Source organism: Leucobacter triazinivorans (assembly GCF_004208635.1).
GTDB lineage: Bacteria > Actinomycetota > Actinomycetes > Actinomycetales > Microbacteriaceae > Leucobacter > Leucobacter triazinivorans.
In genome coordinates, this window is record NZ_CP035806.1 from 3,003,332 (window position 1) to 3,025,488 (window position 22,157).

General features: G+C 71.9%; 19 protein-coding genes. 9 read left to right on the plus strand and 10 right to left on the minus strand.

The window, feature by feature from the left end:
- Nucleotides 1-77: 77 nt before the first annotated feature.
- The gene (locus EVS81_RS13605) at nt 78-632 is read left to right on the plus strand and encodes an NADPH-dependent FMN reductase (RefSeq protein WP_130110842.1); all 555 of its coding nucleotides are present in this window, start codon (nt 78-80) and stop codon (nt 630-632) included.
- 78 nt (nt 633-710) lie between these two features.
- Here EVS81_RS13605 and EVS81_RS13610 read toward each other — a convergent pair whose 3' ends face one another.
- The 6 genes from EVS81_RS13610 to EVS81_RS13635 form a co-directional block, all read right to left on the minus strand.
- The gene (locus EVS81_RS13610; protein WP_130110843.1) at nt 711-2,123 is read right to left on the minus strand and encodes an aldehyde dehydrogenase family protein; all 1,413 of its coding nucleotides are present in this window, start codon (nt 2,121-2,123) and stop codon (nt 711-713) included.
- 36 nt (nt 2,124-2,159) lie between these two features.
- Nucleotides 2,160-3,539, minus strand: a complete 1,380-nt coding sequence (locus EVS81_RS13615; RefSeq protein ID WP_130110844.1) for a multidrug effflux MFS transporter — start codon at nt 3,537-3,539, stop codon at nt 2,160-2,162.
- Nucleotides 3,540-3,634: 95 nt separating this feature from the next.
- Nucleotides 3,635-4,735 carry an alpha/beta hydrolase gene (locus EVS81_RS13620; RefSeq protein ID WP_130110845.1) on the minus strand — a complete coding sequence of 367 codons (1,101 nt, stop codon included), beginning with the start codon at nt 4,733-4,735 and terminating at the stop codon, nt 3,635-3,637.
- Nucleotides 4,728-5,843: an alpha/beta hydrolase gene (locus EVS81_RS13625; RefSeq protein ID WP_240739861.1), complete on the minus strand. Its 1,116-nt coding sequence runs from the start codon at nt 5,841-5,843 to the stop codon at nt 4,728-4,730. The genes EVS81_RS13620 and EVS81_RS13625 overlap by 8 nt, the downstream gene beginning before the upstream one ends.
- Before the next feature lie 2 nt (nt 5,844-5,845).
- Nucleotides 5,846-6,808, minus strand: a complete 963-nt coding sequence (locus tag EVS81_RS13630; protein ID WP_130110846.1) for an aldo/keto reductase — start codon at nt 6,806-6,808, stop codon at nt 5,846-5,848.
- A gap of 72 nt (nt 6,809-6,880) precedes the next feature.
- Entirely contained in the window at nt 6,881-8,020 is a 1,140-nt protein-coding gene (locus tag EVS81_RS13635) for a zinc-binding dehydrogenase (RefSeq protein WP_205879344.1), read from the minus strand.
- Between the two features lie 157 nt (nt 8,021-8,177).
- Between EVS81_RS13635 and EVS81_RS13640 the strand changes: the two genes are divergently transcribed.
- Nucleotides 8,178-9,659 (plus strand): amidohydrolase, encoded by a 1,482-nt coding sequence (locus EVS81_RS13640; protein ID WP_240739862.1) that lies wholly within the window; start codon nt 8,178-8,180, stop codon nt 9,657-9,659.
- 227 nt (nt 9,660-9,886) lie between these two features.
- On the opposite strand, the gene EVS81_RS13645 is transcribed toward EVS81_RS13640, so the two are convergent.
- A complete protein-coding gene (locus EVS81_RS13645) occupies nt 9,887-10,675 on the minus strand; it encodes an SDR family NAD(P)-dependent oxidoreductase (RefSeq protein WP_130110847.1) in 789 nt (262 codons plus the stop codon).
- 148 nt (nt 10,676-10,823) lie between these two features.
- Here EVS81_RS13645 and EVS81_RS13650 point away from each other — a divergent pair, with 148 nt between their 5' ends.
- The gene (locus EVS81_RS13650) at nt 10,824-11,822 is read left to right on the plus strand and encodes an aldo/keto reductase (protein WP_130110848.1); all 999 of its coding nucleotides are present in this window, start codon (nt 10,824-10,826) and stop codon (nt 11,820-11,822) included.
- 347 nt (nt 11,823-12,169) lie between these two features.
- Nucleotides 12,170-13,108 carry a DUF559 domain-containing protein gene (locus EVS81_RS13655; protein ID WP_165384274.1) on the plus strand — a complete coding sequence of 313 codons (939 nt, stop codon included), beginning with the start codon at nt 12,170-12,172 and terminating at the stop codon, nt 13,106-13,108.
- Nucleotides 13,109-13,288: 180 nt separating this feature from the next.
- Here EVS81_RS13655 and EVS81_RS13660 read toward each other — a convergent pair whose 3' ends face one another.
- Complete coding sequence (locus tag EVS81_RS13660) at nt 13,289-14,008, minus strand: alpha/beta fold hydrolase (RefSeq protein WP_130110850.1); 720 nt, start codon at nt 14,006-14,008, stop codon at nt 13,289-13,291.
- Between the two features lie 338 nt (nt 14,009-14,346).
- On the opposite strand from EVS81_RS13660, the gene EVS81_RS13665 reads away from it, so the two are divergent.
- The 3 genes from EVS81_RS13665 to EVS81_RS13675 are packed head-to-tail and all read left to right on the plus strand — an operon-like array spanning nt 14,347 to nt 17,694.
- Complete coding sequence (locus EVS81_RS13665; protein WP_130110851.1) at nt 14,347-15,321, plus strand: methyltransferase; 975 nt, start codon at nt 14,347-14,349, stop codon at nt 15,319-15,321.
- 19 nt (nt 15,322-15,340) lie between these two features.
- Nucleotides 15,341-16,507: an amidohydrolase family protein gene (locus tag EVS81_RS13670; protein WP_130110852.1), complete on the plus strand. Its 1,167-nt coding sequence runs from the start codon at nt 15,341-15,343 to the stop codon at nt 16,505-16,507.
- Nucleotides 16,504-17,694 carry a phosphotriesterase family protein gene (locus tag EVS81_RS13675; protein WP_240739863.1) on the plus strand — a complete coding sequence of 397 codons (1,191 nt, stop codon included), beginning with the start codon at nt 16,504-16,506 and terminating at the stop codon, nt 17,692-17,694. The genes EVS81_RS13670 and EVS81_RS13675 overlap by 4 nt, the downstream gene beginning before the upstream one ends.
- A 90-nt stretch (nt 17,695-17,784) precedes the next feature.
- Here the strand turns inward: EVS81_RS13675 and EVS81_RS13680 are convergent, their stop codons facing one another.
- Nucleotides 17,785-18,381: a TetR/AcrR family transcriptional regulator gene (locus EVS81_RS13680; protein ID WP_130110853.1), complete on the minus strand. Its 597-nt coding sequence runs from the start codon at nt 18,379-18,381 to the stop codon at nt 17,785-17,787.
- 218 nt (nt 18,382-18,599) lie between these two features.
- Here EVS81_RS13680 and EVS81_RS13685 point away from each other — a divergent pair, with 218 nt between their 5' ends.
- The gene (locus EVS81_RS13685) at nt 18,600-20,186 is read left to right on the plus strand and encodes a GMC family oxidoreductase (protein ID WP_130110854.1); all 1,587 of its coding nucleotides are present in this window, start codon (nt 18,600-18,602) and stop codon (nt 20,184-20,186) included.
- 104 nt (nt 20,187-20,290) lie between these two features.
- Here EVS81_RS13685 and EVS81_RS13690 read toward each other — a convergent pair whose 3' ends face one another.
- Entirely contained in the window at nt 20,291-20,911 is a 621-nt protein-coding gene (locus tag EVS81_RS13690) for a TetR/AcrR family transcriptional regulator (RefSeq protein WP_130110855.1), read from the minus strand.
- A 226-nt stretch (nt 20,912-21,137) separates the two neighbouring features.
- Between EVS81_RS13690 and EVS81_RS13695 the strand changes: the two genes are divergently transcribed.
- Nucleotides 21,138-22,154 (plus strand): ABC transporter substrate-binding protein, encoded by a 1,017-nt coding sequence (locus EVS81_RS13695; RefSeq protein ID WP_130110856.1) that lies wholly within the window; start codon nt 21,138-21,140, stop codon nt 22,152-22,154.
- Nucleotides 22,155-22,157 lie beyond the last annotated feature (3 nt).

Here is a 22,157-nt window from a genome sequence, read left to right on the forward strand (position 1 = left end):
GGGCTGGACAGCATCGACGCGGCGGGCCAAGCTGGGAGGCACGGTCGCGACACCGGGGCCGAGAATCGGAGGGCACCATGCGCATCGGCACCATCGTCGGGAGTCTCTCGGCGGTCTCGATCAACCGGCGGATCCTGGCGGCGCTCACAGAGATCATCGGCGACCGCGCCGAGCTCGTCGACGTGCGGATCGACGACCTGCCGCTCTACAATCGGGATCTCGACGATCGCTTCCCGGCCGAGGCAGTGCGGTTCAAGGCGCAGCTCGGCGAGGTCGACGGTCTCATTCTCGTGACGCCGGAGTACAACCGCTCGATGCCCGCTGCGCTGAAGAACGCTCTCGAGTGGGGGTCGCGTCCGGGAGGCGAGAACGCGTTCCCGGGGATCCCGGCCGGTGTGCTCGGTGCGTCGGGCGGTCGGCTGGGCACGGCGCTCGCGCAGCACCAGCTGCGCGAGGTGCTCGCATACCTCGACATGCCGACGCTCGGCCAGCCCGAGGTGTATCTCACCTTCGACGCCTCGGAGCTGGACCCGGTGACCGGCGCCGCGACCGACCCGGCGCTGCGCCGCCGCCTGGAGCGATGGTCCGCGCGATTCCTCGCCCACGTCGAACGGCACCCGCGGCATGCGTGACCACGCCCGGTGCCTCGCGCGCACGCAGAGGGGGCGGCGACCCGTCGGTCGCCGCCCCCTCCACTCGTGGGCTGGCGGTCAGCCGCTGATGACGTGGGGCTCGGCGACGGCCTTGAGGCCTTCGACGCCGAACTCGCGGCCGTAGCCCGACTGCTTGGCGCCGCCGAAGGGGACCATGGGGTGCAGTCCGCCGTGGGAGTTGATCCAGGTGGTGCCGGCCTTGAGACGGGCGGCGACCTCGAGCGCCTTGGCGCGATCGGAGCTCCAGACCGACGAGCCGAGGCCGAACTCGAGCTCGTTGGCGAGCCCGATCACCTCGTCGAGGTCGGTGTAGCGGATGATGGGCAGCGCGGGGCCGAACTGCTCCTCGACGACGAGATCGTTGTGCGGATCGATGTCCGCGATCAGGGTCGTGGGGTAGAAGTTGCCCGGGGCGTCGTAGTCGGGCTCGCCGCCGAGCACCACGCGGGCTCCGGACTCCTTGGCCGCCGTGACGAGGCGGTCGACGGTGTCGAACTGGCCCCGGTTCTGCAGCGGGCCGAGCACGTTGTCCTCGTCGAGGCCGACGCCCATGGGAACGTTGGCGGCGAACTTCGCGAGCTCCTCGACGACACGGTCGTAGACGGAGTCGTGCACGTAGAGGCGCTTGAGCGCCGCACAGGTCTGCCCGGTGTTGATGAACGCGCCCCAGAACAGGTCTTCGGCGATGGCCGCCGGGTCGACGTCGGGCAGCACGATGCCGGCGTCGTTGCCGCCGAGCTCGAGGGTGAGACGGGTGACGTTGTCGGCCGAGGCCTCGATGATCTGCTTGCCCACGGGAGTCGATCCGGTGAACATGATCTTCCCGATCTTGGGGCTCTTGGTGAGCGCGTCGCCGATGGTGCGGCCGGGGCCGGTGACGATGTTGAGCACACCCTCGGGCAGCACCTGGTTCATCACGGCGACCAGGGCGCGCACCGAGAGGGCGGTGGTATCGGCCGGCTTGATGACGACCGTGTTGCCCATGCGCAGCGACGGTGCGATCTGCCAGATCGAGATCATCATCGGCCAGTTCCACGGCGAGATCGCGCCGACCACGCCGATCGGGCGGTAGTGCATCTCTGCGTAGCCCGACTCATCGTCGATGAGCACCTCGACCGGGAGGGGGGTGTCGGCCGCGGTGCGCGTCCAGACCTCGCACCCGCCGACCTCGAAGCGGGCGTTGGGGCCGTTGAGGGGCTTGCCCTGCTCACGGGAGAGGAGCTCGGCCAGGGCCTCGGAGGACTCCTTGATGGCGTCGGCTGCGCGGTGCAGGTAGGCCTTTCGCTCGTCATCGCTGAGCGCGGCCCACGCCGGCTGGGCGGCCTCGGCCGTGTCGATCGCGGCCTCGAGGTCGGCGACGGTCTGCGTCGGCGACTTGCCGATGACCTCTCCGGTCGCGGGATCCACTGCGTCGCGGGCATCACCGCTCTTCGCCGTGACCGCCTCGAGCAGCTCTGCATACGTTTTCATGGAATGAACCTCCACCTTGAGTCCGGTTGCGTGATTTCAGGGTAATCGCTCGGTGTGCGAAGCGCTTGACTCGCGCGGTATCCCCGTTGTCTTTGCGGGCACGGTCGTCGCGTCCCGGTGCGCAGGCGCAGGAGCTGCTGCTGCTGATGCCGTTGCTGCTGCTGCCGTCGCCCCGGGCTCGGTCCCGGCCGCCACCGTCGCCCCGGGGTCGATCCCCGCGGGACCGCACGAGGGGTCGGCCCGCGGCGCGCGGCGACGCACCGCGAACCAGCCGATCAGCGCCGCGAGCACGGCGCCCGCGGCGACGGTGGCCGCGAGCGTGAGCGTGGAGGTGCCGGCAACGGCCGACACGAGCGGCGCGACGACCGCACCCGCGGTGAACATCGCCATGCCGAGCAGCGCCGATGCGGTGCCGGCGCGCGAACCGTGGCCGCCGAGCGCGATCGTGGTGCCGTTGGGGCCGCCGAGGCCGGAGGCGCCGAGATACAGCGCCAGCAGCAGGATGTAGGCGACCGCCGGGGCCTGCAGCAGGGTCGCCGTCAGCAGCAGGATCGCGGCCGCGGCGCCGGCGAGCTGGCCCGAGAGGTACATGCGCACGGTGCCGAAGCGGCGCACGAGCGAGCGGCTCACCTGCGCCCCGCCGAGATGCGCCAGTGCGTTCGCCGCGAAGATCAGGCTGAAGATCTGCGGGGTGAGCCCGAACTCGCCCTGCAGCACGAAGCTCGACATGGAGAGGTAGGCGAAGAACGCCGTGCCGCCGAGGCACCCGGCGAGCATGATCGCCACGAACAGCGGATCCCGCATCACCGACGCGATGTGGACGGCCGTGGTGCCGAGCGGGCCGCCGGTGTGGCGCCCCTCGTGGAGGGTTTCGCGCAGCCCCAGCTGCGCGACGAGCACGAGCGCCGCCCCGATCCCGGCGAGGACGAAGAAGATGCCCCGCCAATCCATGAACCGGGCCAGCTGGCCGCCGATCACCGGGGCGATGATCGGCGTGAGCGAGGAGACGAGGGCCAGGAGCGAGAGCATGCGCGACAGCTCCACCCCCTGGAAGAGATCCCGCGCCACCGCCATGCTGATCACCACGCCCGCCGATCCGGCGAGCCCCTGCAGGAAGCGCGCCGCGAGCAGCACCTCCACGGTCGGGGCGACCGCGCAGACCGCCGAGAGCACGGCGAACAGCACGACGCCCGCCACGAGGGGCCGCTTGCGGCCGAAGCGGTCAGAGAGCGGGCCGGCGATCAGCTGCCCGATCCCGAGCCCGATCATGCACACCGACATCGTCGCCTGCGCGAGCGCGTCGGAGGTGCCGAGCGAGCGCGCCAGCTGGGGCAGCTGCGGCAGGTAGAGGTCCATCGAGAGCGGGCCGAAGGCCTCGAGCGCACCGAGTACGAGCGTGATGCGCACGAGCCCCATCGGGGGTCTCGCCGCGCGGCGATCTCGCGCGCGACCTCGGCGGGCGCTGCGGCCTGCGCTGCGGCCTGCGCTGCGGCCTGCGCTGCGGCGCGCGCTCATCGGTCGAGGATCCTGCGCCACCAGCTGTCGCGTGCGTCGAGCGCGGCCCGGGACACGACGGCGTCGGGTGAGAAGCCGCTGAAGCCGTGGTAGGCGCCCGACCACACGTGCAGCTCGGCCTCGCCGCCCGCCGCCCAGATGCGCTCGGCGTAGTCGACCGTCTCGTCGCGGAAGATCTCGGCGGACCCCACCTCGAGGAAGGCGGGCGGCAGGCCCGAGAGATCCTCCGCGCGCGACGGGGCCTGATAGGGATGCACACGATCGGTGCCGCGATCCTCGCCCAGAGCCGCGTCCCAGCCCGTGTCGTTGTTGTTGCGATCCCACGCTCCGATGCCGTCGTACTGCCACGCGGAGACGCTGCTGTTGCGATCGTCGATCATGGGGCAGTTCACCAGCTGGCCCGCGAGCGGAGGGCCGCCGCGATCCCGTGCCATGAGCGCCACCGCAGCGCTGAGCCCGCCGCCCGCAGAGGCCCCGGAGACGACGACGCGCGCGGGATCGATGCCGAGCTCGGCGGCGTGCTCGGCCATCCACACGAGCGCCGCGTAGCAGTCCTCGGCCGCGGCGGGCGCGGGGTGCTCGGGGGCGAGGCGGTACTCCACGGCCACGCCGACGGTGCCGTAGCGCTCGGCGAGATCGATCAGCTCGCCCGTGCCGAAGAAGCGCGTGCCGAGCACGTAGCCTCCGCCGTGGATGCCGAGCACCGCGGGGCGTGCGACGGCGGATCCGGATCCCGGTCCGGCCGATCCCGGTTCGGCCGATCCCGGTTCGGCCGGCCCGGGAACGTCCGATCCCGTTCCGTGCTCGGCCGGCCGCACGATCGTCACCTCGATGTCGGGGGCGCCCGCGGGGCCGGGGATCACCCGGTTCTCCCACCGCACCGCACGGCCCTCGGCCTGGGATTCCATGGGCGGGATCACCGTGGCGAAGTGGGTCCGGTTGTCGAGGATCGTGTGCGCGCGCAGCGGGATGCGCTCGACGAGGTCGAGGAAGAACGCGAGCCCGGCCTCGAGCTGGGGATCGTAGGGCACCGGCGCGGGGCGCGGATCGGGCTCGGCGGCGCGGTAGCGGGCGGGCAGGGGCCGGCGCTCAGTCATCGTCTGCTCCGTTCAGAATGCGCTGCAGCCAGGAGTCGCGCGAGGCGAGCGCCGCACGCGTGATCTCGGCCCCGGGCGCGTACATGTCGAAGCCGTGGAAGCCGCCCGACCACACGTGCAGCTCGGCGGTGCCGCCGGCCGCCCAGATGCGCCGGGCGTAGTCGACGTCCTCGTCGCGGAACATCTCGGCGGCCCCCACCTCGATGCAGGCGGGCGGCAGGCCCGAGAGATCGGCGGCGCGGCCCGGAGCCGCGTAGGCCGGCGCCTCGGGGGAGAAGGCGAGCTCCTCGCCGAGCACGCAGCGCCAGGCGAGCAGGTTCGCGTCGCGCTGCCACGTGCCGATGCCGTCGTACTGCAGGCTCGAGACCGACGAGTTGGTGTTGTCGAGCATGGGGCACAGCAGCAGCTGCCCGGCGAGCGCGGGGCCGCCGCGATCCCGCGCCATGAGCGCCACTGCGGCCGCGAATGCGCCGCCCGCGCTGCCGCCCATCACCACGATGCGCGAGGCGTCGCCGCCGAGCTCCGCGGCGTGCTCGGCGACCCAGCGCGTGGCCGCGTAGTTGTCCTCGACGCCCGCGGGGAAGGGATGCTTGGGGGCCAGGCGGTACTCGACGTTGACGCCGACGACCCCGTGCCGGGCGACGAGGTCGGCCACGCGGCCGTGTTCCCAGCTGCGATGCCCCACGATCATGCCGCCGCCGTGGAAGTTGACGAGGATCGGGAGCGGGACCGGGCCGGGATCCTCGGGGCGGAACACCGTGATCTCGAGCGCGGGGGAGCCCGGCGGGCCGGGGATGACGAGCTCCTCGGCGGTCACGGGCAGCCCGGCGGCGACCTCGGCCCCGCTGGGGAATGCCGGTGCTCCATCGCGCATGAGCGGCAGCGTCTCCTCGGTGAGCGGCGGCTGCGGGGCCGCGGCCATCGCCTCGAGGATCGGCGCGATCTCGGGGTCGAAGGGCACCGGTGCGATGCTCGGGAAGCCGTGCGCCACCGGGGCGGCGCCGGGCGTCATCGCCGCGGCGGCGTCTGCGGCGGGCGCGGGGTCGGGGGTGGAGGCCGCACGCTCGGGGGTGGCGGCCGCCGTGGCGGACTGGGTCGGTGTCGTCATGGTCACGGTCCCTCCGGGTCGACGAGGCCGCGATCGGCCCAGAACGGCTCGACGCGGGCGCGGATCTCCTCGGCACCCACGCGGTGCAGCACGTCCAGACTGCCGAGGTTGGCCTCCAACTGGCCGACGCTCGACGCACCGAAGAGCGTCGTGGCCGTGGCGGGGTGGGTGAGGGTGAAGGCGATGGCGAGCTGCGCGGGGGTGCAGCCCAGATCCTCGGCGAGGCCGACGAATCCGGGCACGTCGTCGATGATCCGCTGGCGGATGCCGCCGGGATCCCGTCCCACCTCGCGCTCGGTCGCCACCTTGCCCGCGAGGTAGCCGCCCTCCATCACGTCGGAGGCCTGCATCGAGAGGCCCTGCTCCCACAGCCTCGCGAACGGCTCGCCGTCGGGGATCGCGCGCCGCGAGACGCTGTACTTGAGCTGAGCGATCTCCGGCGCGGGCGCGCCCTCTGCCGCCGCGATGTCGAGGAGCGACTGGACGCTCGACGCCGACCAGTTGTTCACACCCCAGGCGCGGATCATGCCGGCCTTCCGCAGCTCCGCGAGGCTGAGCACGATGTCGCGCAGCGCGACGTCGTCGCGGCGCAGATCGCCGAGCACGACGAGGTCGGCGTGCTCGGCGCCCACGCGGAACAGCGCGCGCTCGAGCTGCGGGCGGAAACCGGCCTCGTCGTCCCAGCCCTCGACCCAGAGTTTCTCGGAGAGCAGGTAGTCGTCGCGGCGCGCACCCGTCGCCCGGATGATCGCCGAGAAGAGCACGTCGGTGAACGCCGGCGGCATGCCGGGGGCGCCGTAGACGCCCACGTCGAACAGGGTGATGCCGCTGTCGAGCGCGGTGCGCACGAGGTCCACGGCGTCCTCGAAGTGCATGCGGTCGTAGATGTGCCAGGAGCCGAGGGCGAAGATCGAGGTCTCGAGCTCGCTGCGGCCGATGCGGCGGCGGGGGATCGGGGTGGTCATGGCGTCCTTTCGAGGATCGGGATCGGGGGGCTGGGGCGGTGTGCGGTGGTGCCGGGCGTCGCCCGGGGAGGCTCAGAGAGCCGTGAGCCGCGGATCGATGACGGCCTTGACCTCGCCGAGCCGGTGCATGTTCGCGATGCGGTCGGAGGCCCGCTCCAGGCCGCACGGCGCTGAGAACAGCTCGTCCCAGGGGAAGCGATCGGCGAACGTGCGGAAGAACTCGATGGAGCGGAAGTAGTCGGAGACGTCGCCGTTGAGCGAGCCGACCACGGTGAGCTCCTTGCCCATGACCGCCGAGAGCGGGAACGGATCGCCCGCGGGGCCGGTCGATCCCACGATCGCGACGGTGCCGCGCTGCGCCGCCATGCCGATCGCCTCGGGTCCGATGCTCGGCGCGCCCGCGAAGTCGAGCACGAGGTCGGCGCCGTGCCCGCCGGTCAGGTCCATCACGCGGGCCACTGTGGCGTCGGAGCCGCCGGCATCGCCGCTCGCGGGGGGAGCGCCGATGTCGACGGTGTGATCGGCCCCGAAGCGCTCGGCCAGCTCGAGTCGTGCGGCGGGAGCGCCGACGGTGATGACGGTGCCCGCTCCCGAGATGCTCGCGACCGCCGTGGCGAAGAGACCGAGGGCGCCGGATCCCTGCACCACGACTCGGGATCCCGGCCGTACGCCGCCGGCGCGCTCGAAGGCCCGCAGCACGGTCTTCGCCGCGCACCCGGCGGCGGATGCCCAGGTGTCCTTGACCTCCGCGGGCAGGCGCAGCTTCTGCGCGCCCGGGGTCACGTAGGCGTACTCCGAGAGTCCCGCGGTGGCGTAGGGCGGCGTGTCGGAGCGCTGCAGGAAGCCGTAGCCCCGCCGGGAGCACGCCACCGGTTGGCGCAGCACGGTGCAGCCGAAGCAGCGGCCGCAGACCGATTCCGACCAGCCGATGCGGTCGCCGACGGAGAGCGGCTCGCCGAGCGCGTCGACGGCTCCTTCGCCCACGGCGATCACCTCGCCGACCATCTCGTGCCCGAGCACCATGGGGAGCATGCCGGGGAAGCTCATCTTGCCCGCCCAGATCTCGATGTCGGTGCCGCAGAGGGTGGTGCAGGTGATGCGCACCAGGGCGGCGCCGGCCTCGAGCGCGTCGGGCAGCGGCAGTTCCTGCAGTTCGAGCGGGGCGCCGTGCTCGGTCAGCACGGCCGCGAGTGTGGAGGTGGGGATCGTCATCGAGTGCTCCGTTTCCGTGGGTTCGGCATGGCGTCGTTGCCGGGACGCCGACGATGTGGTTTTATTCTACATACGTTGACCTAAACGGGAAGCCCTGAATGCCGCCGCCCGCGCACCGGTCGGAATCGGCGGGATCCCGCCCCCATGGAGGAATGTGATGAGCTCGAGCGAAGCGACGATGCGGAGCGATGCACTCGTGCGGGACGGGGCGCCGGCGAGCACGCCGGCGAGTGCACCGCCGAGCACCGCCGACCTGGTGCTGCGCGGCGGAGCGGTGCTGGTGATGGACCCGGCCGGATCCCGCGCCGAAGCCGTTGCGGTGGCGCGCGGCCGCATCGTCGCCGTGGGTACCGATGCCGAGCTCGCCTCTTGGGTCGGCGACGAGACCCGGGTGGTCGAGCTCGACGGCCGGGCCGTGCTGCCCGGCATCAACGATTCCCACGTGCACGGCGCCTGGCTCGGCGCGCGCTGGCCGCACACCTTCTTCGACGCCCCGGATCCGGACGCCGCCGCGGCGGTGAGCGGGGTGCTCGCCGGCACTCGTGCACAGCGGCGCGCCGCGATCCTGCGCACCGGCCGGTTGCTCGCGGAGTACGGGATCACGAGCTACACCGAGCCCGGCATCGGCCCCGGCGAGGACGACGGGGAGACCGGCTGCTTCCACAGCGAGATCATCGACGTCTACCGCGAGCTCGCGGCCGAGGGGGCGCTGCTGCAGCGCGTCACGCTGCTCGCGCTGTACGGGGTGCTCGACGGCCCGAGCGATGTCGAGACCGTGCTGCGCGGGGTCGCGGAGCGCGCTGCGGCGGCAGCCGAGGCCGACCCGGCGTGGTTCAACGTGCCGGGCGTCAAGCTGTTCGGAGACCTGATCCCGCTGTCGCGCCAGGCCTGGACCGCGCGGGCCTACGACGACGGCAGCCACGGGGACCTGCTGGTGCGGGGCGACACGATCGAGCAGAAGGCCGAGCGCCTCGCCGAGATGATCCGCGCAGCGCACCTCGCGGGGCTGCAGATCGGACTGCACGCGACCGGCGACCGCACCGTCGAACTCGCGCTCGACGCCATCGCCGAGGCGGCCGCGGTTCCGGGCGCTCCCGCGGCCCGCGACGCCGGGCACGTGATCATCCACGGCGACCTGGCCACCGGGGCGCAGGTGCGGCGCATGGCCGAACTCGGCGTGTGGCTCAACGCGCAATCGGGGATCGCGGCCGCAACGGGCGGCTGGCTGGGGCGCATGCTGGGCGAGTCGGCCGCCGCCGAGGCCTGGGCATACGGCGCCGCGCTCGACGCGGGGGTGCTCGTGCTGTCGTCAGACTCGCCCGTGCTCGGGTTCGACTGGCGGCGCGGGATCGCCGACGCCGAGGCGCGCATCGTCGCGATGGGCGGGTCGGCGTCGGTCGCCGCGGCGCGGGATCGCCTGCACCGCCTGCTGCGCGCCTACACCGCGGTGCCCGCCGAGCAGGACCGGGCGGGCTCGTGGAAGGGCACGGTCGAGGCGGGCAAGGTCGCCGACCTGGTGGTGCTGGGCCGCGACCCCTTCGACGTCGGTGCGGCCGGACTGCCCGAGGTGCCGATCGAGCTCACGGTGCTCGACGGGCGGGTGGTGTTCGAGGGGGAGGGATTCCGCTCCGCCGGGTGAGCGCCTCCGCCGGTTGCGCGAGGAGTGCAGCGCCTCGAAACCCGCCCGTTCTGCCGGTTGCGCGAGGGGCGCAGCGCGTCGACAACCGAGGACCGAAACCTCGGTGGCGACTCCGTGGTCCCTCCGCCCCGCAGCGCCCCGCGAGTGTCGGGCTTCGAGGGTGATTTCCCGGGCGGTGTCACGTGGTGGGGGCAACGCTGGGGGCGGAGGGAGTCGGGCAGGGAGGCTCAGGTGAGCAGCTGCCCGCCGTCGACCGCCAGGCTCACCCCTGTGATGTGCGCCGCACCGGCGCCCGCCAGGAAGGTCACGGCCGGGGCGATGTCGTCCACCCGCGCGAGATCGCCCAGCGGGATGCGGCTCGACCACGCCTCTCGTGCGGGCGATCCCTCGGGCATGCCCATTTCGAGCATGGGGGTGAGGACCGGCCCGGGGGCGACCGCGTTGACCCGGATCCCGTGCGCCGCGAGCTCGATCGCCGCCCAGCGTGTCACCGAGTCGACCGCGGCCTTGCTCGACTCGTAGGCGCCCATGCCGGGGGTCGGCTGACGCCCGCCGATCGAGGAGATGTTGACGATCGAGCCACCGCCTCCCGCCGCGATCCGGTGCGCTGCGAACGCCTGGATCATGGTGAACGTGCCGATCACGTTGACCTCGAGGATGGAGCGGTAGGCGTCGGGGCCGAGTTCGGTGACGGCGCCGTGCACCGAGAGGATGCCCGCGTTGTTGACGAGCACGTCGGCGCCGCCGGCGCCCCCGTCCTGCGCGGGGCGCGCGAACGCGGCCGCCACGGCCTCCGCGTCGGTGATGTCGAGCGCGAGCGCGCTGACGGGCGTGCCGGTGTTCGCACCGCCGCTCGCGCCGACGCTCTCGGCGAGCGCTGCGGACGCCGCGTGCACCGCCGCGGCATCGCGATCCGCGAGGATCACGCGGGCGCCCGACTCGATGAACGCCCGGGCGATGCCCTGGCCGATGCCGCCGGCGCCGCCGGTGATGAGAACGGTGCGGGGAGAGGTCACGGTGACTCCTTCGTCGTGGGCCGCCGCGAAGGATTCGTGGAGGCACTGGATCGGTGGTGGTTTATATTATACGATTGTAGAAAATAAAGAGCAATGGGCTCGGGTGCGCGCACGCGGCCCGGCTCGCGAGTGCTGCGAGGAGGCGGTTGTGACGTTCACTGGTGAGGTGCCCGTGCGGAGACTCGGGCCCGGAGGCCCGGAGGTGCCGGTCTTCGCGCTCGGCTCCTGGAACATCTGGGACCGCATGGAGCCCGAGGATCGCCGTGCGCTCATCGAGCGCGCGGTCGAGGCCGGTACGGCGTTCTTCGACGTGGCCTACTACAACATGGGGCCGCACGCCGAGGCCTCGCGCACGGATCTGCTCTTCGGCGAAGCCATCCGCGAGCTCGGGCTCGACCGATCCCGATATCAGCTGTGCGGCAAGCTGTGGCTGTGGGAGTACCCGCGCACCGGTTTCGCCGAGCAGATGGACGTGTCGCTCGAGCGGATCGGCGCCGCCGGGGCGGATCCCGGATCGTTCGAGACCGTGGTCGTGGGCGACTTCATGGGAGACATCGACATCGCGCAGGTGGTGCGCGATGTCCAGCTCGAGATCGACCGCGGCAGCTTCGCGAGCTGGGGCGTCAACAACTGGCCGGCCGAGGCGCTGCAGCTGGCGCTCGACACCGCAGAGGCCGAGGGGCTCACCGCGCCGAGCTTCGCGCAGCTGAAGTACGGTCTGGTGCGCCGCAGCATGGCGGAGGGGGAGTTCTACGGGAAGTGGTTCGCCGACGGCACGCTCGCGCTGCAGGCCTCCGACGCGTTCGAGGGCGGGATCCTGGTCGGCAAGCTCACTCCCGGGCGCAAGATCGGCGCCGACGTGGGCGGGATCCGCGAGCGGATCGTCGCCGCGTACCCGCGCGTCGCCGAGATCGCGGCCTCGTTCGGCGCGACGCCCGCGCAGCTCGGGATCGCGTTCTGCCTCGCGAACCCCGCCACCGCGAACGTGCTCTTCGGCGCGTCGAGCGTGCGGCAGCTGGATGACAACCTCGGCGCGATCTCGCTGCTGGCGCGGGAGGGCGCGGAGCGGATCCGCGAGGCCACGGCAGAGCTCTGGCTGGACCGCGAGGTGCGCGCCGACGGGGTCTGGGCGCCGCCCGCGGCGTAGTCCGCGTCCTTCGGTGCGCGCCGTGCCTGCGCCGCGCCCGCGCCGTGCCTGCGCCCGCCGCGCCCGCGCCCGCCGCGCCCGCCGCGCCCGCCGGCGATCCCATCTCGCCCTCCCGAAGTGGGAGTCCCGTTCTGCCGCATCACCGCTGACGAAGCGGCAGAACGCGACTCCCACTTTCCGTGTTCTGAGGAGGAGAGGCAGGACGCGGGTCACGACCGGCGGCAGGTACGGTGCCCGGGGCGGCGCGCTTCGCTCACAGACTGCGGATCCTTGGGATCCTCGTCATTTCTGCCAGGGCCTCTGTGGACCACTCGATGCGGGGCGGGGCATCGGATCAGTATGGAGGCATGTCGAGGATCGCCGGGCCGTTGCCCCATGAGTTGCGCGCCGCGCCGTTCACGGTGCGGCAGGCCGCTGCGGCCCGGATCCCGCTCGGCCGCCTGCGCAGACTCGACCTGGATCACGAGTTCCGCGGCGTGCGCGAACTGCGACGACCCGGTCCGGCCCTCGACCGGGTCGCTGAGCTCGCACGCAGGTCTCGCCTCGCCCTCGCGGGCAAGCCGGCGAGTTGGGCCGTGTCGGGCGCGACGGCGGCCCTGCTGCACGGCCTCTATCTCCCCAGAACGCTCGAGCGCGATGCGCGGCTGCACGTGGTCGCGATCGGAGCGGCGAACGCGCCGCGCGGGTCCGGAATCGTCGGCAGGCGCACCGGTCTTCCGGTGCCGGTCGTGCACGCCCGCGGAGTGCGGGTCGTGGTCCCGGAATATGCTTGGGCCGCGCTGGCCTCCCTGCTCGATGACGAGGAATCGCTGGTCGTCGCAGGCGAGCGGCTGTGGGATCCGTTCGACCCGATCGCGACTGTCGCGGCGGTCGATGCGATGCTCTCGAGCCTCGGCAACTGGAACGGGGTATCTCGCCTCCGTGCGGCCCGCAGGCTGATGCGGCCCGGCTCGCACTCGCCGAGGGAGACGCTGATGAGGCTCCTCTTCGAGCGCAACGGCCTGCCGACCGGGGTGCCCAACGGTCGGATCGACGTGCGGAGCGGTCGGACCTACTACGGCGACCTCGTCTTGCGGGAGTATCGGATCGTCTTCGAGTACGACGGTGGTTGGCACTGGGACGAGCAGGGGCGCAGGCGAAGCGAGGATCTGCGGCGTCAGAACGAGCTGGGAGCGGAGGGCTGGCTGCTCGTCAGGTTCGCCTCCGAGAGCGCTGAGGAGGGAATGCTCGAGATGGCGCGGGCTGCCTTGCGCTCTCGCGGCTGGCGCTCGGACGACGCGACATGACTCGGGATCGCATCCGGTGACGCCAGTGTTGCCGGTGGTGCTTGCGGTGCCGGTGGTGCTTGCGGGGCCGGTGGTGTTCGGAGTCTTCGGGGTGCCTCATCTCCCCGAAGTGGGAGTCGCGTTCTGCCGTTTCGGACCACGGATAGCGGCAGAACGCGACTCCTGCTTCGGGTGGATCCGCTATGCCAGGAACTGGATCGCGGCCGTCCGGAACTCGATGCTGTCGAGCGCGCCACGGTGATCACCCGGCACGTGGGTGAGTGCTCCCTGGCGGAGCGCCTCCGCGAGCTCTTCGATGCCCCGGGTCATCGGATCGCCGCTCCCCGCGACGAGCAGGGCCGGCACCTGCGGCGCCGCCGTCTGCGGAGCGAACGGCTCCGAGGCGAGGCCCGGGATCAGCCGAGCGAGCGACTCAGTATCTCGACCGGGCGCCGAGATCATCCCTGCCATCATGCCGACGAGCGGGGTGCTGGGCTCCGCTCCGAGAAGCACGGCATCGAGTTCGGCGGGGTCGACAGTGGCGAAGGGCTCGAACGGGCTGAGTCCGCCGAGCACCACCCGGCGCACCCTCGGTGACGCCGCAGGGAGCTCCCAGGCGAGCCGCGCGCCGAGGGAGTACCCCACCACGTCGAAGGGTCCCTCGGGAACGGCGGCAGAAATGGCCTCGAGGATCGCGGCGACGACCGCCGATGTGGTCGCCCGGGTGTCGGCATCGACCGAGGGGCTCCCTCCGTGGCCGGGGAGGTCTACGGCGATGACCGTGCGTCCAGCGGCGGCGAGGGACTCGGCCCAGCCGGTTGCGAGGTAATCCTCGGCGGCACTGGACGCGAACCCGTGGAGGAGTACGACGGGCGGGTGCGCGGATCCCGGGGAGGGGAGGTGATGGATTGCGAGGGGCATGGGTGACCTTTCGTCGGCGAATGGCGGAGTGTATGTATGGAATGAGGGTGTGATGGTGTGATGAAACCGCGATATCACTGAGGATGCGTTTCGGTCCGGGAGCAGTGCGGTCGGGCGCGCGGTGGCGCGGGCAGTGCGGGAGCGGCGAGGGGGCGAGAGCGGGGTGCGCCGCCCGGGGCGGCCCACCGCGATGTGTTTTTCTATGATAGTAGAAAATAAGCTCGGCGGGCGCTGGACTTTAAGTTTCTACAGTTGTAGAGTTTCCCGCAGGCCACCATTCGGACATCGTCGTCCCGCAATCGCCGGGACGGCCCGCACAGCGAAGGACGATCCACACCATGACCGCAACCCCCGAACGCATCGTCGACATCGCCATCGGCTTCATGGGCGCGAAGCAGCTCGACGCGGCGAGCCGCATCGGCATCTTCACGGCCCTGGCCGACGGTCCCAAGAACGTCGCCGAGCTCGCCGCGGCAACGCAGCACGCCGAGCGCCAGGTGCGCACGCTGGCCGACGCCATGAACTCGCTCGGGCTGCTCGACCGCGAGAACGGCAGCTACTCGCTCCAGGCCGACGCCGCGAAGTATCTCTCGGGCGCGGGCGAGATCGATCTGACCCCCTTCATCGCCTTCCTCGGCGACATCAGCTACCGGCAGTGGCTGGGATACGGCCGCACCGTCGACTCCGACGAAGCGGGCACCCTCGACCTCGACGAGGCCGGCTGGGGCGAATTCATGAACGGCGTCATGACCTACAACGCGCTCCACGCCGAGCAGTTCGGCCGAGCCTTCGACTTCTCGGGATTCCGCAGCGCGCTCGACTTCGGCGGCCTGGCGGCGGGCTTCTCCATCGAGGCGATGCGGCAGAATCCCGAACTCACGACGCGCTTCGTCTACGCCCCGGGCTTCACCGACGGGATCGCCGCAGCGGCCCGTGAGGCGGGCGTCGCCGATCGCATCGTGCTGGAGGAGGGGCCGACCGAGTCCACCGCTCCCGGCGGCGATCACGATCTGCTGCTGCTCACGCACGTGCTGCACCGCTTCGACGAGGCGCAGAACCGCGCGATCCTCGCCGCGGCCCGCGACGCCGCCGCCGACGGGGCCACCCTGATGCTGCTCGACTTCTTCCTGGACCGTGACGAGGTGCAGCGCCCCATCGACGCCCTGCACGCCGGCGAGTACTTCAACATCGACGGCACCGTCGTCTACCCGATCGAGCAGGTCGAGGGGTGGCTCGCCGAGACCGGGTGGACGGTCGACCGCCTGGTCGCGCTGCCGGGCAGTCCGCGCGTGCTCGTCGCCACCGCCTCCTGACCCATCCGGCCGCTCCGCCGTGTCCACGCTCACCACCGTTCTCGGCCGGATCGACTCCGGCTCTCTCGAGACCGTGCTCGCCGCGGAAACCCTGCTGTGCGCGCCGGCCGATGACCCGGGGCCCTGCGGGCGGCCGGCGACCGACGCGGCATTCGAGCGTGCACCGGTGACGATGGAGCGGCTCGGCCGGCTGATGCTGGGGGCGGAGAACCGCGACGACCGCACGCTCGCGGGCGCGGACGCCGAGGCCGCGCTGGACGGCCTCGCGGCCACCGTCTCGCACGGTGCGCTCACCGGTGACGTCTCGCACGGTGCACACACCGGCAACGGCCGACCCGTTCCGCGCCCCGCCGCGGCGGTCGTCGTGCTGGCGGGACGCGGATCGACCGCGACTCCCGCGCTGCTCGCCGCGCTCAGCCGGGCGAGCGGCGTGGCGCTGGTGCGCGGCGTCGACGGCTCCCAGGGGCCGCACGGTGCGGCCTGCGGAGCTGCTCCGGAGCTCGTCGCCGAGCGCATCGCCGCCGCGCTGTGCGCCGCGGAGCACGCGGCGGGCGCGGTCGGTGCGCTGCCGCTGCCAGCCCCGGATCCCGCCGCCGACCCGGCGGATGCGGCGCGCATCGAGGCGGCGGCGGGAGCGGCGCGCGCGGCGGGCGCCGCGCTGGTGCTCGCGCCGCGCGAAGACCCCTGGGGTATCGCGATCGCCGACGAGCCCGGTCGCGGGTCACTGCTCCGCGCGCTCGCCGCCGTCGATGCCGCGGGGCTCGAACGCGACCGGGTGATCCTGGGCGGTGCGGCGGCGTGCATCGCCCGGCGCGACGGCCGCGGCGCACCGCTCGCCGGCGTCGATCCCGCGCGTCTCGACGCGCTGCTCGGCCTCGGCACCGCGATCTGCTTCGACGATCTGGGGAGGATCCCGAACGTGCGCACCGCGGTCTCCGACCACGATGTCGCACTGGCGGTTCTGCGAGCCGCCGAGCGAGGGGACGCGTCGCGGATCCTGCTCAGCAGCGGGATCCGCAACAAGCATCGTCTCACCGCGTACGGGGGCACCGGGCTCGAGTTCGTCCCGGAGCGATTCCTGCCTTACCTCCGCGGGCTCGGGGCGAACGACGCGCTGCTGCGCGCGGTCGGCGGAGCCAACGCGGCCGGTGTGCTCGCGCGCGCGACGACGGAGCAGACATCGTGACCGGCGCGCACACCGGGGCTCGGGGTCGTCCGGGCGAGGCCCCGGGGCATCGATCCGCGGGGCTCGACACCCGTGTGATCCCGGATCGCGACGCGCGGGTGATCCCGACCCTCGACTCCCTCGTGATCCCGAACCTCGAGGGCCTCGTGCAGACCGTGCTCGGCCCGGTGTCGCCGCAGGCGCTCGGCACCACGCTGATGCACGAGCACCTCTTCCTCGACATCCGTCGTCCGGCGCACTCCCGCAACCCGCGGCCGGGCGAGTGGGAGCCGCAGGCCCGGGATCCGCTGACGCTCGCGAATCTCGCCGCGGTGCGCGGCGGCCGCCCCAATGCCGACAACGACGTTCTCGGGGATCTCGCGGAGATGCTCGACGAGATCGGCGATTTCGCGCGTCAGGGCGGTGGCGCGATGGTCGAGGTGACGAGCGCGGGCATCGGGCGCGATCCGCGGGCGCTCGCCCGGCTGAGCCGCGCGTCGGGGCTGCATCTCGTGATGGGCGCCGGGTGGTATCAGCGGGACCTCCACCCCGCGGACTTCCCGGACCGGACCCTCGAAGACCTCACGGCCGAGATCGTGCGCGATCTCGTCGTGGGGGTCGACGGGACCGGGATCCGATCCGGCATCATCGGAGAGGTGGGAGCCGAGGGCGATCCCGTGGATCCGCAGGAGATGCGCAGCGTGCGCGCTGCGGGCCGGGCCGCGGCGATCACGGGCGCGCCGATCACCCTGCACATGGGCGGCTTCGGCGAGGCCAAGCTGCGCGTGCTCGACGCGCTCGAGGAGGAGGGGGCTGATCCCCGATCCGTGATCTTCGGACACGCCGGATCCATCGCCGACGACATGCACCTCGCCAGGCGCCTGCTCGCGCGCGGGGCGTCCGTCGAAGCCGACTTCCTCGGCACGACGGGCAGTCCCTGGGGCACGCTCTTCCCGTTCACCGATCGCACCGCGGCGCGCGGCTTCGCCGAGCTCGTCGCCGACGGCTGGGGCGCGCAGCTGGTGCTCGGCGGTGACGTCTGCCAGCGGGTGCAGCTGCGCCGCTGCGGCGGGCACGGCTACGGATACGTCGTGGAGCACTTCCTGCCGACGCTGGCGGAGTTCGGGGTGGGGCCGGCCGACCTCGACCGGATCATGGTCGAGAACCCGGCACGGCTGCTGGCCTTCCGGGCGCCGCGGGCGGCGTGAGTCGGCGGCGTGAGGCGGCGGTCTGGGGCGGCGGCGCACGGCAGAAGCCCGAGAGCGGCCGCCGCGTGCGTCAGGGCCTCGGACTGAACATCAGTCGGCGCGACGCAGACGCGCGATGAAGTCGGTGACCTGCGCGTCGAGCACGGCGACGCTCATGTGCTCGGGGCTGACCACCCGCACCACCGTGGCGCCGATGTTCATCATGACGATCTCGTCGACGAGCTGCTCGTCCGGGGTCGCGGTGACGATGTCGCCGTCCTCGCGGCCCTCCCGCAGGTACTGCCGGTGCATGGCCTTCCAGGAGTCGAGGTGCTCGCTGTAGCCGTGGTCGAGCTCCGGGCTGAACGCGCACCGCTCCCAGAACGAGAGCAGCACCCGGGCCGCGGTGGCGTCGCCCTCCTCGATCGGCAGGGTGAAGCGCATCGACATCTCGAGCGCCTCGATGCCGCGCCGGCCCGCGACGTGTGCGGCGAGACGGTCTCCGAGGCCGTGCAGCGACCGTTCGTAGGCGCCCTTGATGATCTGGTCCTTGCCCGTGAAGTAGTGCTTCAGCGCACCGTTCGCGAATCCGGCGCGCGCGGCGATCTCGCGCATCGTCGCGGCTTCGATGCCTCCCTCGACGATCAGTTCCCAGGTGACGTCGACGATGTCGCTCCGTCGCTGATCGTGGTCGATGATCTTCGGCATGGCGGCGTCCTTCGGCGTGCGGCGAGTTTTTCTCCTCCAGTGTAGACGAACCGGGCCGCCAACGGTCGGCTCGCGGCCGGGCGACGTCTGTTGCGCTGGAGCGCACGCGCGTTGATCGACCGGGCACGACCGGCAGCCGGTGCTCGACCGTCGCTTCGTGTCGGTGCGATGCTTGAATGGACTGTGCGGCGAGGGTGCCGCGAGCGAGAGGAGTTCTGATGTCGAGTCAGTCCGGATCGGCCGCGCGGCCGAACAGCGTGATCGTGGTGGGTGCGGGGTCGGCCGGTTCCGTGGTCGCCCGTCGCCTCACCGACGCCGGGGTGGAGGTGACGCTTCTCGAGGCCGGGGGCGAGGACACCAACCCCGCGATCCACGACCTGAGCCGAATGGGCGAGCTGTGGCACAGTCCCGACGACTGGGACTACTACACGGTGCCGCAGGAGGGCGCCGGCGGGCACCGCCTGCACTGGCCGCGGGGCAAGGTGCTGGGCGGATCCCACTCGTTGAACGCCATGATCTGGGTGCGTTGCGTGCCCGGCGACTTCGACCACTGGGCTTCCCTCGGCAACCCGGGCTGGGAGTGGGAGAGCGTGCTCCCCGTCTACCGGGACATCGAGAACTACCGGGGCGCGGGGGATCCCGAGTGGCACGGCACCGACGGCCTGCTCGACGTCACCGACGAGTACGAGCTGTCGCCGATCCAGGCGTCGATCATCGATGCCGCGGTGGAGGAGGGGCTGCCGCGCAATCCCGACTACAACGGTGCGTCGATCGAGGGCGTGTCGCAGCAGCAGGTGACGATTCGGGATGGCAAGCGCCTCAACACCTACATGGCGTACGTGAAGCCGGTGCGGGATCGCCTCACCCTCGAGGTGGGCTGCCACGTGCACGAGCTGATCTTCGCCGACGAGGCCGACGCGCCCGAGGGCGGCCGGCCCCGGGTTGTCGGTGTGCGCTTCGCCCAGGGCGGGCGGCTGCGCGAGCTGTTCGCCGACGAGGTGATCCTCGCCGCAGGTGCGATCGATTCGCCGCGGGTGCTGCTGCGCAGCGGGATCGGCCCCGCCGACGAGCTGGGCGAAGTGGGGATCGCGTCGCGCGTCGACCTGCCCGGCGTGGGCAAGAACCTGCACGACCACTACCTCGCGCCCGTGATCTTCGACACCGCCGCGCCCATCGACCCGCCCCGCGAGGGCGTGTCGGTGACCCAGTCCCACCTGTTCTGGAAGAGCCGGGAGGATCTGGATCGCCCCGATACGCAGCCGATCTTGTTCTCGGTGCCCATGTACGGCGACTTCCTCGAGCCCCAGGGCGGCAACGGCTTCTCGCTGATGGCCGGACTCGTGACCCCGGAGTCGCGGGGCGAGATCCGGCTGTCCGGGCCGAATCCCGAGGATCCGCTGCTGCTGGACCCGCACGCGCTGGAGCACGAGGACGACGTCGCGTCGCTCGTCGCCTCGGTGCGTCAGTGCCGCCGCATCGGCCGGCAGCCGGCGCTCGCGGCCGCGCCGGCGGACGGCGGCTGGGGCGCCACGGAGATGTACCCCGGTCCCGAGGTGGGGGATGGTGAGGATCTCGTGGAGTACGTGCGCAACACGCTCGCGACGTATCACCACCAGGTCGGCACCTGCAAGATGGGTGTCGACGAGCTGGCCGTCGTGTCGCCGCGGCTCGCGGTGCACGGGGTGGACGGGCTGCGGGTGATCGACGCGTCGATCATGCCCCGCGTCACGACGGGCAACACGAACGCCCCGTCGGTGCTGATCGGCGAGCTCGGCGCGCGGTTCGTGCTGAACGGGGAGCGGTAGGCGGAGACCCCGCCGGTTGAGCGGAGCGCAGCGGAGTCGGAACCGCGGATCGCGTCGGGTTTCGACCTCCTCGTTCCTCGGTCGCTCAACCGGCGGAGCCGCCGTCAGGCGGTGCGCGAGCGCTCGGCGCCGCGGTCGGCGTGCAGGGCGTCGAGGATGGAGTCGATGCTCGCGAGCAGGCTGGCCTCATCGGCCGACTCGGGGACGAGCACGGCCATCATCTGCCAACCGGCGTTGTGCGCGGAGACGCGGTTGACCCCGTCTTCGATGACCAGGGTGGGGTCGAGCTCCCCGTCGTCGCGCGCCTCGACGAGGAAGCGCCGGATCAGCTCCCGGCGGCGCGTGATGTTCTCGTGGTGGATCTCCCACAGCTCCTGATCCTGCGCTGCCCGGTCCCAGAAGGAGAGTACGACGCGCGCCCGTTCCGGGCCGTCCGCTTCGAAGGGGAGCAGTTCGAGGAACATCTGTCGCAGGGCCTGCAGGCCGCGCACCCCCTCCACCCGCTGGAGGGTGCGCTCGTGCGAGCCCTGGAACACCTGCAGGAACGCGGCGGTGAGCAGACTCTTCTTGTCGGGGAAGTAGCGCGCGATCGCCCCGTGCGCGTATCCGGCCTCGGCTGCGATCTCGCGCATGGTGACCCGGTCGAAGCCGTCTCGAATGATGATCTGCGTGACGGCCTCGACGATGTGCGCGCGGCGTTCGTCGTGGTCGACGATCTTCGGCATGGTGCGGGCTCCTTCCGCGGGTCCTGTGCTCGATCATAGGGTCACGCGCGCTGGATGCGCGGTCTCCGGGCGACACTCGAAGTTTATTATCACCAAGTGGTGACTAATCGTTATCCGCTCGTTACCGAAGGGGAGTCGCTGGAGATTATCCTTTAGTCACCGATTGGTGATTAAACGGATCGGCGAACCTCAACGGGAGTGCCTCCCACCGACGAAGGAGTCGTTCATGCAGAAATCCAACCGCCTCGCCGCCGGCATCGCGCTCGCGGCCTCGGCCGTCCTCGCCCTCGCGGGCTGCTCGTCCGGGACCTCCGGTCAGGACGACGCCGGCTCGGACGCCATGGACGGCGGCGAGCTCACGACGCTGAGCGTGGCGACCATCGGCCTCACGTCCGACGGCAGCCTCCTCACCGGCATCGAGCAAGGCTTCTTCGAGGAGGAGGGGCTCGAGATCGAGACCTCGATCGTCGCCAACCCGCCCGCGGGCCTCGCCGCGGTGCAGAGCGGGCAGGTCGACATCGCCTACTCCCCGAGCATCCCGCTGCTCAACGCGCTCAGCCAGGGCGTGCCCATCCAGGTGATCGGCGCGGCCGACGGGTATCCCGACGACCCCGCGGAGATCGACGACCCCGCCGAGTTCGACGACACCGGGCTCTTCGCCGCGGTCGACAGCGGCATCGAGTCGATCGAGGATCTCGACGGCAAGACGATCGCGATCCCCGCGCGCAAGGCGCAGCTGGAGGTCGTCATCGCAGGCGAGCTCGAGAAGGCCGGGATCGACCCGGCGAGCGGCGTCAACTGGGTGGTGCTCGACTTCACCTCCGCCGTGGCCGGGCTCAAGAACGGCACGGTCGACGCCGCCGGCCTCGTGAGCCCCTTCACCACCGAGGCGGCAGAGGCGGGCGCGACCCAGCTCTCCGCGCCGTCGATCGGCTTCTTCGAGACCGGTGCGACCGGCCTGTGGACCGCCGGCACGGCGACCGTCGAGGAGAAGGGCGAGGCCATCGCCGCATTCCAGCGCGCGATCGTCAAGTCGAACGAGTACGCCACGGCCAACCCGGAGGAGGCGATCCAGGCAGGCCTCGACTACACGGGATCGACGCTGACGGTCGACCAGGTCAAGACCCCGGTCTGGCCCCTGGTGGTGAACCCGGAAGACCTGGAGCGCCCCAACGAGAAGATGGTCGCCCTCGGCTTCCTGCCCCAGCCGGTCGATCTCGACGGCGTGATCCTGCAGGGCTGACCC

What these genes read in the sequence shown, in the direction of transcription:
- EVS81_RS13605 (WP_130110842.1), top strand. Translation starts at nt 78, where the DNA reads ATGCGCATCGGCACCATCGTCGGGAGTCTCTCGGCGGTCTCGATCAAC.
- EVS81_RS13610 (WP_130110843.1), bottom strand. Translation starts at nt 2,123, where the DNA reads ATGAAAACGTATGCAGAGCTGCTCGAGGCGGTCACGGCGAAGAGCGGT.
- EVS81_RS13615 (WP_130110844.1), bottom strand. Translation starts at nt 3,539, where the DNA reads ATGGGGCTCGTGCGCATCACGCTCGTACTCGGTGCGCTCGAGGCCTTC.
- EVS81_RS13620 (WP_130110845.1), bottom strand. Translation starts at nt 4,735, where the DNA reads ATGACTGAGCGCCGGCCCCTGCCCGCCCGCTACCGCGCCGCCGAGCCC.
- EVS81_RS13625 (WP_240739861.1), bottom strand. Translation starts at nt 5,843, where the DNA reads ATGACGACACCGACCCAGTCCGCCACGGCGGCCGCCACCCCCGAGCGT.
- EVS81_RS13630 (WP_130110846.1), bottom strand. Translation starts at nt 6,808, where the DNA reads ATGACCACCCCGATCCCCCGCCGCCGCATCGGCCGCAGCGAGCTCGAG.
- EVS81_RS13635 (WP_205879344.1), bottom strand. Translation starts at nt 8,020, where the DNA reads ATGACGATCCCCACCTCCACACTCGCGGCCGTGCTGACCGAGCACGGC.
- EVS81_RS13640 (WP_240739862.1), top strand. Translation starts at nt 8,178, where the DNA reads ATGAGCTCGAGCGAAGCGACGATGCGGAGCGATGCACTCGTGCGGGAC.
- EVS81_RS13655 (WP_165384274.1), top strand. Translation starts at nt 12,170, where the DNA reads ATGTCGAGGATCGCCGGGCCGTTGCCCCATGAGTTGCGCGCCGCGCCG.
- EVS81_RS13660 (WP_130110850.1), bottom strand. Translation starts at nt 14,008, where the DNA reads ATGCCCCTCGCAATCCATCACCTCCCCTCCCCGGGATCCGCGCACCCG.
- EVS81_RS13665 (WP_130110851.1), top strand. Translation starts at nt 14,347, where the DNA reads ATGACCGCAACCCCCGAACGCATCGTCGACATCGCCATCGGCTTCATG.
- EVS81_RS13680 (WP_130110853.1), bottom strand. Translation starts at nt 18,381, where the DNA reads ATGCCGAAGATCATCGACCACGATCAGCGACGGAGCGACATCGTCGAC.
- EVS81_RS13685 (WP_130110854.1), top strand. Translation starts at nt 18,600, where the DNA reads ATGTCGAGTCAGTCCGGATCGGCCGCGCGGCCGAACAGCGTGATCGTG.
- EVS81_RS13690 (WP_130110855.1), bottom strand. Translation starts at nt 20,911, where the DNA reads ATGCCGAAGATCGTCGACCACGACGAACGCCGCGCGCACATCGTCGAG.
- EVS81_RS13695 (WP_130110856.1), top strand. Translation starts at nt 21,138, where the DNA reads ATGCAGAAATCCAACCGCCTCGCCGCCGGCATCGCGCTCGCGGCCTCG.